Source organism: Bradyrhizobium sp. A11 (assembly GCF_042077125.1).
GTDB lineage: Bacteria > Pseudomonadota > Alphaproteobacteria > Rhizobiales > Xanthobacteraceae > Bradyrhizobium > Bradyrhizobium japonicum_B.
In genome coordinates, this window is record NZ_CP149509.1 from 4,537,896 (window position 1) to 4,554,342 (window position 16,447).

At 65.4% G+C, this 16,447-nt stretch carries 22 protein-coding genes; 5 read left to right on the plus strand and 17 right to left on the minus strand.

What is annotated here, in order from left to right:
• Positions 1-11: 11 nt before the first annotated feature.
• Positions 12-1,175 carry a GNAT family N-acetyltransferase gene (locus WI560_RS21375; protein WP_375304737.1) on the plus strand — a complete coding sequence of 388 codons (1,164 nt, stop codon included), beginning with the start codon at positions 12-14 and terminating at the stop codon, positions 1,173-1,175.
• 7 nt (positions 1,176-1,182) lie between these two features.
• Here the strand turns inward: WI560_RS21375 and WI560_RS21380 are convergent, their stop codons facing one another.
• Positions 1,183-1,848 (minus strand): DsbA family oxidoreductase, encoded by a 666-nt coding sequence (locus WI560_RS21380; protein ID WP_257196203.1) that lies wholly within the window; start codon positions 1,846-1,848, stop codon positions 1,183-1,185.
• A 172-nt stretch (positions 1,849-2,020) separates the two neighbouring features.
• On the minus strand, positions 2,021-2,842 hold the full coding sequence (locus WI560_RS21385) for a helix-turn-helix domain-containing protein (RefSeq protein WP_375304738.1): 822 nt from the start codon (positions 2,840-2,842) through the stop codon (positions 2,021-2,023).
• Between the two features lie 101 nt (positions 2,843-2,943).
• Here WI560_RS21385 and WI560_RS21390 point away from each other — a divergent pair, with 101 nt between their 5' ends.
• Positions 2,944-3,261: an ArsR/SmtB family transcription factor gene (locus WI560_RS21390; protein WP_375304739.1), complete on the plus strand. Its 318-nt coding sequence runs from the start codon at positions 2,944-2,946 to the stop codon at positions 3,259-3,261.
• Positions 3,262-3,303: 42 nt separating this feature from the next.
• Here WI560_RS21390 and WI560_RS21395 read toward each other — a convergent pair whose 3' ends face one another.
• From WI560_RS21395 to WI560_RS21460, 14 genes are all read right to left on the minus strand, one after another.
• Positions 3,304-3,849, minus strand: a complete 546-nt coding sequence (locus tag WI560_RS21395; RefSeq protein WP_375304740.1) for a YeeE/YedE thiosulfate transporter family protein — start codon at positions 3,847-3,849, stop codon at positions 3,304-3,306.
• Between the two features lie 10 nt (positions 3,850-3,859).
• Positions 3,860-4,411 carry a YeeE/YedE thiosulfate transporter family protein gene (locus WI560_RS21400; protein WP_375304741.1) on the minus strand — a complete coding sequence of 184 codons (552 nt, stop codon included), beginning with the start codon at positions 4,409-4,411 and terminating at the stop codon, positions 3,860-3,862.
• 107 nt (positions 4,412-4,518) lie between these two features.
• The gene (locus WI560_RS21405; protein WP_375304742.1) at positions 4,519-5,610 is read right to left on the minus strand and encodes a YeeE/YedE family protein; all 1,092 of its coding nucleotides are present in this window, start codon (positions 5,608-5,610) and stop codon (positions 4,519-4,521) included.
• A gap of 94 nt (positions 5,611-5,704) precedes the next feature.
• A complete protein-coding gene (locus WI560_RS21410; RefSeq protein WP_375304743.1) occupies positions 5,705-6,148 on the minus strand; it encodes a DsrE family protein in 444 nt (147 codons plus the stop codon).
• A gap of 10 nt (positions 6,149-6,158) precedes the next feature.
• A complete protein-coding gene (locus tag WI560_RS21415) occupies positions 6,159-7,061 on the minus strand; it encodes an alpha/beta hydrolase (RefSeq protein WP_375304744.1) in 903 nt (300 codons plus the stop codon).
• A gap of 14 nt (positions 7,062-7,075) precedes the next feature.
• Positions 7,076-7,540 (minus strand): hypothetical protein, encoded by a 465-nt coding sequence (locus tag WI560_RS21420; protein WP_375304745.1) that lies wholly within the window; start codon positions 7,538-7,540, stop codon positions 7,076-7,078.
• On the minus strand, positions 7,537-8,229 hold the full coding sequence (locus WI560_RS21425) for a c-type cytochrome (protein WP_375304746.1): 693 nt from the start codon (positions 8,227-8,229) through the stop codon (positions 7,537-7,539). The genes WI560_RS21420 and WI560_RS21425 overlap by 4 nt, the downstream gene beginning before the upstream one ends.
• Complete coding sequence (gene soxC, locus WI560_RS21430; protein ID WP_375304747.1) at positions 8,213-9,484, minus strand: sulfite dehydrogenase; 1,272 nt, start codon at positions 9,482-9,484, stop codon at positions 8,213-8,215. The genes WI560_RS21425 and soxC overlap by 17 nt, the downstream gene beginning before the upstream one ends.
• A 6-nt stretch (positions 9,485-9,490) precedes the next feature.
• Positions 9,491-11,182: a thiosulfohydrolase SoxB gene (gene soxB / locus WI560_RS21435; protein ID WP_375304748.1), complete on the minus strand. Its 1,692-nt coding sequence runs from the start codon at positions 11,180-11,182 to the stop codon at positions 9,491-9,493.
• Between the two features lie 27 nt (positions 11,183-11,209).
• Positions 11,210-12,031 carry a sulfur oxidation c-type cytochrome SoxA gene (gene soxA, locus WI560_RS21440; protein ID WP_375304749.1) on the minus strand — a complete coding sequence of 274 codons (822 nt, stop codon included), beginning with the start codon at positions 12,029-12,031 and terminating at the stop codon, positions 11,210-11,212.
• A gap of 28 nt (positions 12,032-12,059) precedes the next feature.
• Complete coding sequence (gene soxZ, locus WI560_RS21445; protein ID WP_375304750.1) at positions 12,060-12,386, minus strand: thiosulfate oxidation carrier complex protein SoxZ; 327 nt, start codon at positions 12,384-12,386, stop codon at positions 12,060-12,062.
• A gap of 18 nt (positions 12,387-12,404) precedes the next feature.
• Entirely contained in the window at positions 12,405-12,857 is a 453-nt protein-coding gene (gene soxY, locus WI560_RS21450) for a thiosulfate oxidation carrier protein SoxY (protein ID WP_257196213.1), read from the minus strand.
• Between the two features lie 18 nt (positions 12,858-12,875).
• A complete protein-coding gene (soxX, locus tag WI560_RS21455; RefSeq protein WP_257175473.1) occupies positions 12,876-13,319 on the minus strand; it encodes a sulfur oxidation c-type cytochrome SoxX in 444 nt (147 codons plus the stop codon).
• Positions 13,320-13,450: 131 nt separating this feature from the next.
• Positions 13,451-14,032, minus strand: a complete 582-nt coding sequence (locus WI560_RS21460; protein WP_375304751.1) for a SoxW family protein — start codon at positions 14,030-14,032, stop codon at positions 13,451-13,453.
• Positions 14,033-14,119: 87 nt separating this feature from the next.
• Here WI560_RS21460 and WI560_RS21465 point away from each other — a divergent pair, with 87 nt between their 5' ends.
• On the plus strand, positions 14,120-14,839 hold the full coding sequence (locus WI560_RS21465; RefSeq protein WP_375304752.1) for a hypothetical protein: 720 nt from the start codon (positions 14,120-14,122) through the stop codon (positions 14,837-14,839).
• A gap of 11 nt (positions 14,840-14,850) precedes the next feature.
• Here WI560_RS21465 and WI560_RS21470 read toward each other — a convergent pair whose 3' ends face one another.
• Entirely contained in the window at positions 14,851-15,582 is a 732-nt protein-coding gene (locus tag WI560_RS21470) for a cytochrome c biogenesis CcdA family protein (protein WP_375304753.1), read from the minus strand.
• Positions 15,583-15,669: 87 nt separating this feature from the next.
• Between WI560_RS21470 and WI560_RS21475 the strand changes: the two genes are divergently transcribed.
• Both WI560_RS21475 and WI560_RS21480 read left to right on the plus strand, forming a co-directional pair.
• Positions 15,670-16,053 (plus strand): thioredoxin, encoded by a 384-nt coding sequence (locus WI560_RS21475; protein WP_375304754.1) that lies wholly within the window; start codon positions 15,670-15,672, stop codon positions 16,051-16,053.
• A gap of 28 nt (positions 16,054-16,081) precedes the next feature.
• On the plus strand, positions 16,082-16,432 hold the full coding sequence (locus WI560_RS21480; RefSeq protein WP_028137430.1) for a metalloregulator ArsR/SmtB family transcription factor: 351 nt from the start codon (positions 16,082-16,084) through the stop codon (positions 16,430-16,432).
• The last annotated feature ends 15 nt before the right edge of the window (positions 16,433-16,447 follow it).

The window sequence follows — 16,447 nt, forward strand, 5'->3', positions numbered from 1 at the left end:
GACGAGGGGACGTGGTCGACATCGCGCAGCAGGCGGCGATTCATCCGGCATCCGCACAGGATGCCATGGCGGCGCGCGTCCCGCTCGTTGCGATCGACGCCGGTCAATGGCGCGCACTCGCGCAGCGGGCGGTCGAGCCGAACGGATATTACCTGCCCGCCTGGGAGCTCGCCGTCAGCGCCACCGCGCGCGGCCGCATGGACGCCTCGGCATTGCCTGCATTCGACGGCTCTTCGACGCGGCTGATCGGCCTGATGCCCGTGATCTCGCTGTGGCGAGCCTGGAGAATTCCCCTGCCCGCGCTGGTGAGCGCGCATCCCTACGGCACGTTGTGCAGCCCGCTGATCGATCGCGACGCTCCGATCGCGGCAGCCACGCAGCTGTTGCAGCAGGCGCGCAAGGCCGGTGCGCACGCGCTCGTGCTGAACGACGTCGCGCTCGATGGCGCCGCGATGAAGGCGCTCGAGCAGGCCTTGAGCCGCGACGGCCTGAAGCCGCGGATCCTGTCCTCCTATCTCCGCGCCAGCCTCGATGCGACGCAGGACGACGAAACGCTGTTGCGCGACGCGCTCGGCAGCAAGAAGCTCAAGGAGCTGCGCCGCCTGCGCCATCGCCTCGAAGAGCACGGCCCCGTTACGTTCGAGGCCGCACGCCGGCCCGACGAGATCGGCCCCGCGCTCGAAACGTTCCTGCAGCTCGAAGCCAGCGGCTGGAAAGGCAAGCGCGGCACCGCGCTGGTCCAGCATGCCGGCGATGCGGCCTTCATTCGCCGCGCCGTTCCGGCGCTGGCGGAGACCGCGCAGTGCGAGATCATCACGCTTCGCGCTGGCACGATTGCGGTGGCAGCCGGCATCGTGCTGCGCCACCAGGATCGCGCCTTCTTCTTCAAGCTCGGCATCGACGAGCGCTTTGCCAGGTATTCGCCGGGCGTGCAGCTCACGCTCGAGCTCACCCGCCATCTCTGCGCCGATCCCGCCATCGCCAGCGCCGATTCCACCGCGAGCGCCGACCATCCCATGATCAACCCGATCTGGCGGGGACGTTTCGCGGTCGGCGACGTGCTGATCCCGCTGCGGCAGCATGATCCGGTCGTCGCGCTCATTCACGGAGCACTGGTCGGCCTCAACACCGCGCACGAGACCGCGCGACGCCTGGTCCGCCGCCTCCGCAAATAAGCGAGCGCTACTCCGCCGCCTGCGCGTTGATCTCCGCCGAGACCTGGCGGATGGCGCGGGCGAGCAGGTTCGGATCCTGCGCGCCTGAGACCGCGTATTTCTGCGCGAAGACATAGGTCGGCACGCCGGAGATGCCCTTCTCGGCGGCCTCCTGGGCGTCCGCCGAGACGCGCGCGACGTCCTCGTCGGTGGCGAGGCGCCTGCGCACGTCCTCGGCATCGAGGCCGATATCGGCGGCCGCCTGCACCAGCACGTTCACATCGGTGAGATCGCCGCCGTCGCGGAAATACAGCTCCATCAGGCGCTGCTTCATCTCGGGCGCCTTGCCGATCGCTTCCGCCCAAAGGATGAGACGATGGCAGTCGGTGGTGTTGGGTTGACGCGCGACCAGCTCGGGCTTGTAGACGAGGCCCTCCTCGCTTGCGGCCGCAACGACGCGCCCGGCAATGCCCTTGTAGGCTTCGACCGAGCCGAACTTCTGGGTGAGATAGGCCTCGCGGCTGATGCCCTCGCGCGGCACCCACGGATTGAGGAAGAACGGGCGGAAATTGAGCTTGACCGGGACGTCGGGCACCAGCGCCAGCGCGCTCTCGATCCGGTGCTTGCCGATATAGCACCAGGGGCACACCACGTCGGAGACGACGTCGATCTGGAGCGGTTTCAGCGTGCTCATGTCAGGCGCCTCCTTCGGGCGGGTCACGGGTTCGCCGGAAGATAAGCCGAACCGGGGACGGCGCAAGGCACCGATCCCGCATGGCTCGGGACTGCACCCCTGCGGTTATTGTGATGGCTCCGGCCCGCGGGGACACTCGCGGCCAGGGGGCGGCTACCATCTGTAAACGCCGCTATGACAGCCCGGCCGCCATCTGCTTCAGCCGTTGGGCGGTGCGCTCGTCCGCCGGGAAGAAGGTTTCCAGCGCCAGCTCCGACAGCGTGATGTCGACCGGCGTGCCGAACACCATGGTGGTGGAGAAGAAACTCAGGATCTCGCCCTGATGGCGCAGCTTGAAGGGGATCGCGACATTGTCGCTCGACAGCGGCCCCGCTCGCGCCGGGATCGGATAGCTTTTGAGGTCGCTGTAGAGCTTGATCAATTCAGGATCGGCCGTCGCCTCGCATTGCCGGTGCAGCCGCTCCAGGAGGTGCCCGCACCATTCCGCGAGGTTGACCGTGCGCGGCGCCAGCGCCTCGGGATGGAAGGCGAGCCGCAGCACGTTCAAGGGCTGGCCGAGTAGCCGCTGGGGAATGCCGTCGAGCAGCGGCGCCACCATGCGGTTGGCCGACACCAGGTTCCAGTGCCGGTCCACGGCCAGCGCCGGATTGGGCTCATGGGCTTTGAGCACGAGATCGATCGCCTGGCGGGCTGATTTCAAGGCAGGATCCTCCAGGGGCCGCTGCTGGAAGGCCGGCGCATAGCCGGCCGCGACCAGCAGCACGTTGCGTTCGCGCAAGGGCACGTCGAGGCGTTCGGCGAGCCTCAGCACCATGTCGCGCGAGGGCGCCGCGCGGCCGGTCTCGACGAAGCTCAGGTGACGCGCCGAGATTTCGGCCTCGCCCGCGAGATCGAGCTGGCTCATGCGGCGGCGCTGCCGCCATTCGCGCAAATGGTCGCCGATATGGACTGGTTGGCTGCGCTCGGTACGTGCCGTGGATGCATGTGCGTTCATGACCGAAAATCTAGCATGCAGGTGCCGGCCCTTCCATTACCTGCGAGGTCATGATTTCCCCGTTTTGACCCCCGGCACGGAAATGCTAATGAAACACCGTCATGCGCCGAATGAATACCAGCGAACTCGAAAGGCAGGCGAAGGGGGTGGCCGCCCTGATGCGCATGTTGGCCAATGAGCATCGTCTGCTTATCGTCTGCAAGCTCGTCGAATATGGCGAAATCAACGCAAGCGCGCTTGCCGAGGATGTCGGCCTTTCCGCTTCGGCTCTGTCGCAGCACCTGACGAAGCTGAAGGCCGAACGCATCGTTGCCTGTCGGCGCGACGGGCAGACGATGTGGTACCGTATCGCGGACCGGCGGATCGAAGAGCTGATTTCGACGCTGCACAGGCTGTTCTGCAAGACACCAAAACGGTGATATGCGACCCTGACCGTTTGGGATCGCGGGGATTTGCTGCGTTCACTTCCGCCTGGCTTCGGCGGATTCGACCCACCAGAAGAACAGCGCGGCGCCGGCCGCAAGTGCGGCGAACCAGACGATGTCGGGAACGTGCGTCACGTCCGGAAGGCGGACTTTGCCCAGCGCCCAGACGTTGAGCACGTGCGCCTTCAACCAGTCGAAGCTCAGAGCGTAGAGGATGGCCCCGGCAACCATGCCGAGCGCGCCGACCAAGGCATGGACGCTGCCGGTCGCGATGGCGCCGAGCGCCGTTCCCGGGCAATAGCCGTAGACCACCATGCCGGTGCCGAACAGGGCGGCGCCGAGCGCGACCGCCAGCAGGTTGGCATCCTTCACGTAGTATTTCGCATTGCCGGTGTCGACGAGCAACAGCACGCCGATCCCACCGACCACGATCGCGGTGCCCATCACCTTCAGCACGGTGAAATCCCGCAGGCGGAACTGGTTCTCGATGACGTTGCAATTGGTCACCTTCCCGCGTTGGAGCAGGAAGCCGAAAACCGCGCCCATCAGCATCGGACCAAGGATTGCCATCATCGCTGTCATCGGAGGTCCCTCACCGTTTGCGGAACATGAGCGCGGAAATTCCGAGCCCGGTGGCGAACATCACCGCCAGGAATAGCCAGCTCGACAGCGCGAGCTGCAATCCGCCGGAGATGCCGTGTCCGCTGGTGCAGCCGCCGGCAAGCCGCGCGCCGTACATGATCACGGCTCCGCCGAGGAACGCGCCGACAAAGCGCTTTGCGATCGACGGCCCGAACCTCTCCTTCCAGACCTCGGGCACGAGCTCAAGCCGCCATGTCCCCGACATCATCGCGGAGATGAAAGCGCCGGCGGGAATGCCGACGAGGAACCAGACACCGTAGTCCCATTTCAGCGGCATGCTCTTCCAATAGGCGTTCTGTGCGACCGCCTCGGGTCCGATCACGGGAATGGCAAACAGGGAGGCGATGCGCGAATAGGCGGTGGTGACGCCGAGCGGATCTCCGAACACGGCAAAGGCGATCCAGCTCAGCAGGCCAATTCCCGCACCGACGAGATAAGGCGACCAGTCAATCCGCGCCGTGCGCGGCGCTTCGCGAGCGTAGCTTTCCGTGACGGTGGTCATGTGCGTTTCCCCGGAAGCATTGTGTACCAGCATCGTTGCGGCACGATCAGACTGCACCGGCAAGCATCATATTCAAAAAATTTAATTTAGCAATCTCTAAAGACTTTTCAGGTGCCGGACGCCGGCGAGCCCGCGGCCGGTCGGGCTTGCGGCATGCCGGCGCGGTCGACGATCAAATCCGTGAGCCCCGCCCCCAGCCACATGCCGCCGAGCACGAGCCAGGCGGTGAGCGCGAAGACCGAGGCGCCGGTCACGCCGGCGCCGACCGCGCAGCCGCCGGCGAGCATGGCGCCGAATCCCATCAGCACCGCGCCGAGCAGGTAACGGCGCATGCCGAGCCCGTCCGAGAATCCTTCCAGCTTCAGCTCACCCGCATGCGCCGCCGCGGCGAACGAGCCGAGGAACACGCCCGGAACAATGCCGAGGTCGAAGCCGAGCCGGAGCTGCGAGCTGTTCAGAACCAGCATCAGCAATTCGGCCGACGGTCCGCTGAAGGTGAGGCTCTTCAGCGTCACCGGCGCGAACGAGGCCTGCGCCAGCTGGTAGGTGAAAAGCCAGCCGGCGACGACGGCCGCGCCGGCTGCGAGCGCGGCAAGGATCAGCCGGCGCGGCAGCCGGCTGCGAAAGGCGAACGACAGCCCCGCAATCAGCCACACGCCTCCGAAGGCGAGCTTTTCGGGGGTGCCGGCGCCGAACATCGCCATGATGTCGCGCGACGGGCCGCCGTCGACCAGCCACAGATTGCTCACCCATTCGCGCGCGGGCGACAGCAGGCCGCGATAGGAAGCCTGAGCGGCGACCGCGAACACCAGGCCCGACAGCAGCGCCCTCAGATTGCCGTTGGCCGAGAGCACGAGCAGCCGGCTGGCGCAGCCGCGAGCCAGGATCATGCCGCAGCCGAACATCACCCCCCCGGCCAGGGCACCGGAGATGCTGCCCTGCTGCGCGAGCTGGCGCGCCTCGGAGACGTCGAGCCAGCCGAGCGCGACCAGGCCTTGCGTGCCCAGCAGCGCCGCAGCAAAGGTCAACAGCCACACCGCAAGGCGCGGTCCACCCTCGCCACGGGAAAATTCGACGGCGGCTGCGCGCAGGCAGAAGCGACTGCGCTGGGCGAAGAATCCAAAGAGACCGCCGACCAGGAGGCCCCCCAGCCATGACAGCCGGTCTTCTCCCATGAGATCGATGAGTGTCGTCAGCACGGCCGCCTCGGTATGCCCTGAACTTGCCAATCTATCGCCAGGCGCGGCCGCTCTGTATGAGCGAGATCAAGCCCAGGGCGCAGCCCACGCCTGTTCAGGGACGCAGATAGGCAAATCCCTGCTGTTGCAGCTCGACGAGCCGCACCACGCCGCCTTTCTCGGCGACAATGAAGCCGGGCGTGAGGTCGTCCAGCTTGACGCCCTGCGCCTTCATCGTGTTGGCGCAAGCGTCGAAGCCGACGCCGGCAGCGACGAGCTTCGTCATCATCGCGACGGTGTGATCCTGGGCCGCAAGCGCGTGGAAGGCCCGCAGCGCCGGCCCATGCACGACCAGCCTGATGTCGGCCTTGCCGGGCCCACCGACGCCGTCGACATGGTTCTGGAGATTGCCCAGAACGAAGACGACACGATCGGCATCGGCGAGATGATAGGCCACGCGCTGCCGCGCGGGCGTTTCCGTCGCCGCGGACGCCTGGCGCACCGCGAAGATGCCGAATAGTCCGGCAAGGCTGGCGCGAAGCATGGATCGACGCTGCATAGCCTCCCTCCTATCGTGTCTGCTTGATGAACTCGGCGATGCGGTCGGCGACGTCTTCCGCAAACAGATCGCGAAAGAAGTGATCGGCATCCTCGATTGTGTCGAGCTGAACCCTGCCGCCGCTCGAAGCGGCCAGCGGCGCGAAGGACGCGGCCACATCAGGCACGACCGTGTCCTTGGTCGCGGCGAACACCAGCACCGGCAGCTTCGCGCGGGCCACGAGGGCGGCCGTGTCCTGGCCGGCATCGGCGGCATAGAAAGACGCGAAGGCCCGCGCGGTGACCACGGCGTTGCGGCAATAGATGAAGCCGGGCACGTCCAGCCACTCCCCGCCGCGCCCGGCCGCGACCGCCTTCGTCGCCCCCTCCAGCAACGGCTCGAGCGGCTTGCCATAGGTCTTCGCGTAGGCGGCGCGCAAATCGGCCTCCGCCTTTGCGGTCACGGGCGCCAGCAGCACCGCACCCGCCACTGGCGTCTCGCTTGCTGCAAGATAACGCGCGACCTGGTTGCCGCCGCGCGAATGGCCGAACGCGAAGACGAGCCGGGACACGCCTCTTGCCCGCGCAACCCAGGCGCCGATCTCGGCGATCGCATCCTCGGCGACATAGTCATGTCGCACTGCGCAATCATACATGCCCTTGCGGCGATCGACTCCCAGCGACAGCGTATGCGCGAGCGAGGCGATGCCGCGCTGCTCCAGCGCCTTGGCAATACCTTGAACGACCTCCATGTCCTTGTGTGCAAGCGTGCCGTGGGTCATCACGACGAGCGGTGTGTCCGGCCCCATCGAGGCTGGCGTGCGCAGTGTCGCGAGCGTCGTGCGGCCCTCGACCGACAGTTCGAGCTCCTGCTCGGCCGCACCTGCAGGCCCCGCGAGTACAAGCACGATAGCCAGTCCCATCAACCATCGCATCGTCGGCTATCTCCCTACGGCCGGACAATCGTCCAGTTCTTTTCGGCAAGAACCATCAGCGCGGCAACCCCGACCTGGGCGACGCTGATGCCTTCGAGCAGCGGAGGCCGCCTGCCCTCCTTCGCCGCCAGCGTCTCCAGCGTGTTGCCGCAGGCAATGAAGCTCACATTGGGCATCGATTTCAGGAAATTCACCAGGCGCTCCCTCACCGGCGAACGGTCGTCGAGCAGCATGTCGAGACCGCCATTGAAGGCGACCACTGCAATCTCGACGTCCTCGCCCTGTCCGGAATAATGCCGCGAGACGTTGGCGGCGACATCGAGGACGGCGCGCATCTTGACCGGGTCGTCGTCGCTGATCTGCAGCGCGAGCCTGTGAGGCTCAGCGGCCTCGGCCGCGGCCGGAAAGATTGCGATGAGCGAGCCGACAGCGAGAGCCGCATGCAGCAGCGTGCGGCGGCTCGCCCGGCCGCGTCTCACTCCACGCCCCGCGACTTCTTCTCCTTGCCATCCTCAGGCGTCACGTCGATGGCGGCAGCGCGCCCGGTGATCTTCACCGGGGCGATGCAGTTCTTCATGCAGGGGTCCTTCTGCCAGAACGCCTTCTCGCTGCTGGCGCGATCGTCCATCACGAAGCCCTGCTCGTTCGGCATCTTGATCGTGGCAAGGGTCTTCTTGTTCAGCTCGAGATTCTGATCGGTGACCACGTCGTTCAGATAGAGGACGTAGGCGACCAGCGAATAATATTCGTCGACGGACAGCGACCCCGTGTTGCCATAGGGCATGGCGTGCCTGACGTAGTCGAACACGGTGGAGGCGTAGGGCCAGTACGAGCCCACCGTCTTGACCGGATTGTCGCTCGTGAGCGACCCCTTGCCGCCGGCCAGCACAGGCCAGCGGCCGCTGCCCTCGCCAAACTCGCCGTGGCAGCTCGCGCAATTGTCCATGAACAGCTTCTCGCCCTGGGCGGCGGTGCCCTTGCCTTCCGGCAGGCCCTGGCCGTCGGGCCGCACGTCGATGTCCCAGCCGCGGATCTCGTCTGCGGTCGGCGCGCGGCCGATGTGATAGCGCGGCCCGCCCTTGGCATCCGCCTTTTGCTGCGCGAGCGCAGGCGCGCTCAGCGCGCAGGCGAGCAGCGCGGCCGTGATGAGCTTAAGCGACTTCGACATTCTCGACCTCACCATTGGCCTGCACATGCCAGGTCTGGATGCCATTGTTGTGATAGATGGAGTTGACGCCGCGGATCTTGCGCAGCTCGGCCTTGCTCGGCTGCACGTATCCGGTTTCGTCCTGCACGCGCGATTGCAACAGCAGCGGCTCGCCGTTCCAGTCGAATTCGTAATAGAAGCGCGTCAATGCCTTGTCGAGCACCGGCCCGTCGAGCCGCGCAGGCCACCAGTTGCGGCCGCCGTCGAGCGAGACATCCACGCGCTTGACCTTGCCGTTTCCGCTCCAGGCGAGCCCGGAGACGATGGTGAAGCCCTTGCCGTGCCTGATCGGCGCCTGCGGGCTCGGGCTCGTGATCACGGACTTCGCGTCCATCGACCAGGTGAAGCGGCGCGCCTTGCCGTTCGGCATGAGGTCCGTGTATTTCGACGTCTCCTCCCGGGTGTGCCAGGGCTGGTCGCCGACCTTGATGCGGCGCAGCCACTTGACCCAGAGATTGCCCTGCCAGCCCGGCACCACGAGGCGCATCGGATAGCCCTGCTCGGGATAGAGCGCCTCGCCGTTCATCTTGTAGGCGATCATGCAGTCGTCGAGGGCCTTCTCGATCGGCAGGCTGCGATCCATCGCGGCGGCATCGGCGCCCTCGACCAGCAGCCACTTTCCGTTGGTCTTGACGCCGGCTTCCTCCAGCAGCGTGCGCAGCGACACGCCGGTGTACTGCACGCAGTGGATCATGCCGTGGGTGAACTGGCAGCCGTTGAGCTGGGCGCCGCGCCATTCCATGCCCGAGTTCGCCGCGCATTCCATGAAGTGGATGCGGTTGACGCGCGGGTAGCGCTTCAGCTCCTCCAGCGTGAGGATCAACGGACGCTCCACGAGCCCGTGGATCATCAGGCGATGATCAGCCGGATCGACCTCGGCAATACCGCCGTGATGCCGCTCGAAGCAGAGCCCGTTCGGGGTGATGATGCCTTCGAGCTCGTGCAGCGGCGTGAAGCTCACCGAGGACTCGCGCGAGGCGGTCAGCCATTCGACGTCGCGCCGCACCACGTCCTTCTCGAATTTCGACGGCTTGCCATACGGACGCACGGCGACGCCCTCGCCGAGCGACCTGGTCCATTCCGGCACGTTGGGCGGCTGATTGGCCGGATTGCCGCCGCCCGCAAGAGCGGGCTTGGCGAGCACCGATGCGGCAACACCGGCCCCAGCGGCCAGGAAGTTGCGTCGGGATTGGCGGGAACTGTCCATCTTCGACATCGCTTCTCACGCTCCGGTAACTTTGACGGCCCGGTTGGGTTCGAGCCGAACGGTTTTCTGTCGCGTCAGGTAGTTCGCGACGACGTCCCAGATCGGCGGACCCTCGGTTCCTTCGTTGACGCTGGCCCAGCCCGCAACCTGGTATTCCCTAGCGGGATCGATCGGCGCGCCGGTCTTGGCCATCTGCATGTCCGAGATGCGTTGCCCCTGCGGCTTGGCGACGTCTATCGCGTAGGACAGTCCGCCGATCCGCACCATGTCACCGCCCTGCTGGTAGTAGGGATCGACGTTGAAGAGATTGTCGGCGACATCCTCGATGATCTCCTTCAGCCGCGCGCCGGTCATGCCCATGCGGTAGACCGCGGGATAGGTGATCGCGGTTGCGTTGGTGACGTCCTCGAAGGTGATGTCCTGCCCCGGCAGCACGCTGGTGCCCCAGCGGAAGCCGGGCGACAGCGCGATCTCGGCGTCGCGTTCCTGCAGCAGCGCCTGGCAGATCAGATCGTCGAACGTGCCGTTGAAATTGCCGCGCCGGTAGAGCAGCGAGTCGGTCCTGCCGAGCACCTTGGCGAGATCGGGCGCGAACGGCTTGCGCACCTCGGCGATCTTGGCCGCCATCTCGGCGTCTGCCGCGATCACGTCGGAGAACAGCGGAATGAGCTTATACCTGTAAGCTTTCACCTCGCCGTCGCGGACGTCGAGATCGAGCCGCGAGACGAACTTTCCGGAAGAGCCCGACGCGATCAGCAGGGTCTTGCCGACCTTGACGGCCTCGGGCAGCGCGTCATGGGTATGTCCGGTCAGGATGACGTCGATGCCCTTGACGCGGCTCGCGAGCTTGCGGTCGACGTCGAAGCCGTTGTGGGAGAGCAGCACGACGAGCTGCGCGCCGCCCTTGCGCGCCTTGTCGACCTGCGCCTGCACGTCCTCCTCGCGCACGCCGAACGACCAGGTCGGAATCATCCAGCGCGGATTGGCGACCGGCGTATAGGGGAAGGCCTGGCCCAGCACCGCGATCTTGACGCCGCCGCGCTCGATCATGGTCGAGGCTTCGAATGCCGCCTCGTTCCATTCGGTGTCGCGGATATTGAGGCCGAGGAACGGGAAGCCGAGGCCGTCGATGGCCTGCTTGACCCGCTCGGTGCCGTAGGTGAACTCCCAATGGCCGGTCATGGCGTCCGGTTTCAGCAGCGCCATGCAGTCGATCATGTCCTGGCCGCGCGTCTTCAGCGACGACCACGAGCCCTGCCAGGTGTCGCCGCCGTCGAGCAGCGCGACCTTGTCGCCGCGCTCGGCGCGAATCGACTTGATCACGGTCGCGGCGCGATCGAGACCGCCGATCCGGCCATAGCTCTTGGCCAGCGCCTCGAAATCCTCCGACGTCAGGGCGTAGGCCGCCGACGAGCCGGGCGCGATCCCGAACCGCGTCAAGAACTCCTTACCGGTGACGTGTGGCGGAAGGCCCTTGGCCTCGCCCACTCCGAGATTGGTCGAGGGCTCGCGGAAATAGAGCGGCATCAGCTGGCCGTGGATATCGGTCACGTGCACCAGCGTGACGTTGCCGAGCGGCTCGAATGCCAGCAATTCCTTCTCGGTCAGGCGCTGCTGGGCGACCGCCCGGGTCAGGCCGGAGCCGACACCGCTCGAGAGGGCCGCCGTTGCAGCGGCGACCTGAATGAACTCGCGGCGAGAGATCATGCGCAAGACTCCTGCAATCTCATCGTTTCAGTTGCGCACCGACGGCGTCTCGACCGGCAACCCGATGCCGCGCCAGGCCACATAGAGCTCGAGCGCGAGGAATTCGTCCGAGAGCGGCTTGAACGGCTCGGCGCGGACGTCGAACATGCAGCCCTCGAAACGCTCATGCAGCGGCACCAGGCGCTGGTCGCGCAGCCGATAGGTCGGAAAGCCGTTGGTCTGGCCTTGGCTCAGGAAATCGGCGCGCATGAACTTGCCGTTGTTGCGCTCGTGGCAGGATTCGCAGGCCAGATCGAGCTGGCCGTAGCGCGTGTAATAGATCTGCTTGCCGCGTTCGAACCAGGGCGACATCGGCCCGTCGGTCTTCACCGCGACCTTCATGCCGTGCGACTGGTAGCGCACGAAGGCGGTCATGTCGGTCAGCTCCCGGGATTTGAATTTCCAGGGCTCCGCCTTCATCTGCTCGCTGCGGCAGATGTTGATGCGCTGCTCGAGATTGACCGGCTTCTTGAGCTTGTCGTCCCATTTCGGCATGGCGGCGCCGACGCCCTTCATGCTGGTCGCGGCCTCGCCGTGGCAGCTCATGCACGACTTGCCCTCGCTGCCCTCGACCTTCTTCCAGGCCTCCGCCGCGCGCTCTACGGCGAGGAACCCCGGATTTTCCAGATCGTCGTCCTGCAGCGCACGGGTCTCCTTGCTGCGGAACTCGTAGCCGGAAATGATGGTCTTGAAGACGTGGCCGGGCGGCGCCGCGATGCCCTTGCGCTCGGCCTCCTCCGCGGATGCGAGCGTTACAACCGATGCAGCGGCCACGATCGCAGCGGCCAACCCTGTGTATCGTGGCGCCATTCGAGCCTCCCTCAATGCGCGATGCGCATCATGCCTTGAGCGCGATCTTCTCTTCGGCCGTGATCACCGTGCCGTCGTCGTCCGTCCAGGAAAACTTGAACGTGCCGGCCTCGTCGATCCTGGCGTCGAACTGGATGTAGGGGTTGGCCGAGATCGCCGGCTCCAGCGCACAGCCGAACACCGGCTTGCCGTTGAACTCGCAGGCGAACTTGTTGATGATCTTGCGCGGAATGGGCTTGCCCTGCGCATCCTTGCGCTGGCCCGATTCCATCACGTGCGAAACCAGGGTCTTGATCTGGATGACCTCGCCCTTGGCGGCTTCCTTCGGAAGCTTGATGCGCGGTTTTTCTGCCATCTGTCTTCTCCTGAGCCCTTAGCCGCCGCAGCCGCCGATGGTGACCTTGACGGTCTTCTGCTCCGTGAACAGCGAACCGTCGCTCATCTTCGCGATCGCAACCACGTTCTGCGTGGACGCGAGCCGGATCCGGATCGAGGCTTCCGCCTTGCCCGACAGCGGCGTGAAGGACAGCGTCGCCACGCCCGCATTCGGGTTGCCGTCCGCGATGATCAGCACGTCCTTGACGTGGGAGTCCGCGGTCATCGGGCTCTCGATGTTGATCGACAGCGGCACAGTGTTGCCGTTCTCCGCGATTTCCGGCAGATCGAGTGAAATCTTGCCCTTGGCCGGCTGCTTGCCGCCGGTGAACTTCTCGATCCACTTCGCCGCGTCGTTCGAGACCTCGGCATCGGCTGCCATGGGCATCAGGGTCAGCATGACGAAGCCGCCCCCGAGTGCAAATGCCTGCCGTCGATTGATGGCTTTCATTCCTGATCCTCCTCGCCGTCAGTTCAGCGTCTTGAGAAAAGCGATGACGTCCTCGACCTGCGCGGCCGTCAGAATGGACTTGCCGACGAATTCCGGGCGCACCCGGCTGAGCCCATCGTTCTTGAAGAATGCGGGCATGACCGTGCCGGTGAAGATGCGCTTGGGGTCGGCGATGATGAGGCGCAATTGCGCCTCGCTATAGCGGCCGGCGACACCGTCGAGCGACGGGCCGAACTCGCCATGGAATTCCTGGGATTTCAGGCTGGTGACCTGATGGCAGGCCAGGCAATTGCCGAGCGTGCGCGTCAGGAACACCTTCTTGCCGGCGGCGGCGTCGCCGGGCGCGCCGGTCAGTGATTTCGGCAGAGAATCATCGACGACGTCGAGCTTGATCGGCTCCTGCGCGCAGGCGCTTCCGATCGTGAGACACCAAGCAAACGCAGCCGCAAGCGAGCGCCGCATATTTCCTACCCCAGGGATGGCGAGGTGACGCCCGCCTCGTTCATGACGAATCTGACGATCCATCACATTCATTTATTATGATATGATCATGTCTTTGATGGCGTCAAGACATATTTGCGTACGGCGTCGGACTAGCCGCCGGCGGCGAGGAAGTCCTTGAACGAGCCGCGCTCGTAGGCGCGATCCCGCACGAAACGAAACATCGCGAGAAAATGCGGCGGTTTCAGATAGCCAGGCGCCCGCGCGACTTCTCGCGCCATCGGCTCCCGTTTCTCGATGCCGCTGGATGTTGGCGGGAAGAACTGGAACGTCGGGGTGAACCTGATCCCGTATTTCTGGGCAAGGTCCTTCTCGGACAGCTCCTGACGGTCGAAATCCGTCACCTTGCGGGATCCGATCAGATTGAGCTGGAGAACCTCGAAATTCTCGCGGATGTAGCTCGCAATGCCGGCATCGGCGAAATTCACCAGATGCGTTTCGCGGCAATAGGGACAGCCGCGCAGCTCCCACATGATGGCGAGGCGCTTGCCGTTGGCGGCAGAGCTGTCGAGATCCTCGCGCAGATCGAGAAAGCTCTGCAGAAACCAGGGCTCGTGGTAGAGCCCGTCGTCTCCGAGCGCGGGTTCGGCCACGGCCACGCGGCAGCTTGCGGCAATCGCGGCCCCCGGAGCCAGTGCCAGAAGATCTCGCCGCGTCGGCCTGAAGAGATGCATCGGGAATTTCAACCTTGGACAACATTGCGGGTCGAAGCCGGTCCATTATAATATTCGAATACTCGAATGTAACAAGGATTTCCCATCTTGCGCTGCATCATCGTGCTGTTGACGTGGCTGGCCTCCGGAGCGCTTGCGCTTGGCGCCCAGGGCGACCCTGCGAAAGATTTCGCAGCGGCGATGCAGCCGATCAGGGCCAATCTGCGCAGCGCCGCGAGCTATGCGCGGACCGGAAACATCGCGCTGGCGCAGATGGAAGTCGAACAGGCCACGGCGGCCTGGAAGCAGCTCGCGACAAATGCGCCCTCTCCCAGCCCCGCTTACACGCCTGCCGCGCTGACGGAATTTCTCGGCCGCGGCAGCGAGCAGCTGGGTGCGGTCGCGCGGGCACTCGATGGCGGTGACGTTGTCGCCGCCGGACGAGAGCTGCTCCTGCTCCGCCGGTCGTTCCACGACCTCAGGCGTCGATCCAGCCTCTACGATCTTGCCGATTGCGTCTTCGAGATCGCACCCGCGATGGACAGACTGCGGGTCGCGGCCACGCACTACGGCGAGCACCCCGCCCCGGCACGGGCCGAGGATACCATCGCCAGCGCAAGCGCGTTGCGCGACCGTCTGCAACGCTGCAACGATTGGGCCCGGGCGGACGTTGCTGAAACGAGCGAGTTCCGTCGGCTGATCGACGGTGCGATCGCCAGCAGCACCGAGATCTCCCGTGCGGCGATGGCCGGCGACGGGCCGCTGGTCCATCGCTACCTGATCGAGCTGCAGTCTTACGCGCAGCTCATCGATTTCCGCTTCGGCTGAAACCGTGATGGTCAACCGATGCTGGTCAATGCAGGGAAATGCTGCAGCAGCCATTCCGAGACGGCTGGCATCAAGCCGGTCAGGAACATCAATCCGGTCGCAACCAGAAAGGCGCCCATCGTCTTCTCCACCAGGGCCAGGTGCCGGCGGGCACGGCCAAGCGCGGCGACGAAGCGACCGGTGAAAGCGGCAGCGATCAGGAAGGGAATGCCGGTCCCTGCCGAATAGGACAGCAGCAGCAGAGCCCCCCTCGCCGTGGTGTCCTCGGACCCCGCCATGAACAGGACGGCCGCGAGGATGGGACCTGCACAAGGTGTCCAGCCGAACGCGAACGCCAGACCCATGACGAAGGCGCCCGCAACACCGGCAGGCCGGTTCTCGACCTGCAGCGTCGCGCTGCGATACAGCAGCGGGATCCTGAGCACGCCGAGGAAGTGCAGACCCATCAAGACGATCAGGGCGCCCGCGACGATGCCGAGCGTCGAGATATGGGCGGAGATGAAGCGCCCCGCAATCGAGGCGGTCGAACCCAGCGCGACGAAGACCAGCGAGAAGCCGGTCACGAAGGCCAATGCAGAGACCAGGATGCGCGGCCGCAATGCGGGCTGCCCATCGGAGAGATCGGAGACCGAGACACCGGCCATGTAGCACAGGAACGGCGGGACCAGCGGCAGGATGCAGGGTGACAGAAACGACAACAGGCCAGCGACAAAGGCCGCCCCAAGCGTGACATCCAAGGTCATTGCCTCCCACCTATTACATATACGAATTTAATGATATAAAGAGCTAAGGAAGTCCAGAGGGCCGAAGTCCGGAGGTCATGGCGCGGGATGAGCCGACACGTCGAATTTCTCTCGGCATTGCTCCTGGCCGCGATCACGCTCGCCCTGCCGGCGACGGGGTCCCGCGCGGCCGAGCTGGTCATGTTCGAGCGGGCCGGTTGCGTCTGGTGTGCGCGCTTTGATTCCGAGATTGCGCCGATCTACGGCAAGACCGAGGAAAGCCAGGCCGCGCCGCTGCGCCGCGTCGATCTCGGCCGTCCCCTGCCGGCCGATCTCTCCGGAATCGATCCGGGTGCCTTCACGCCGACCTTCGTCGTGGTAAAAGAGGGCCGGGAGATCGGCCGCATTCGCGGCTATCCGGGGGATACCTTCTTCTTCGGCCTGCTGAACCGCATCCTGACGGGTTCGGGATCGATGCCGGGCAGGTCGTGACCAGAGATGTCATGAGGAACTTGACGCGATGCCGTTGCCAAAGCTGAAGGAGATCGAGGGATCCGCCGAACTCGAGCAGATGATCGAGAAGGCGCGCGAGGCGAGCGACATGCTCAAGGCGCTGTCGCATGAATCCCGCTTGCTGCTGCTCTGCATCCTCGCCGAGGGCGAGAAGTCAGTGACCGAGCTCGAGCAATTCCTCGGCGAGCGGCAATCGACGGTATCCCAGCAGCTCGCGCGGCTGAGGCTCGACCGTCTGGTCACCACCCGCCGCGACGGCAAGACTATCTATTACAGCCTCGCCAGCGAGGACGTCCGCAAGATACTGACCGCCGTCTACGACGTGTTCTGCGAGCCGGTGCGCCGGCGGCGCCGGTAATTATCCGCTCTGGCT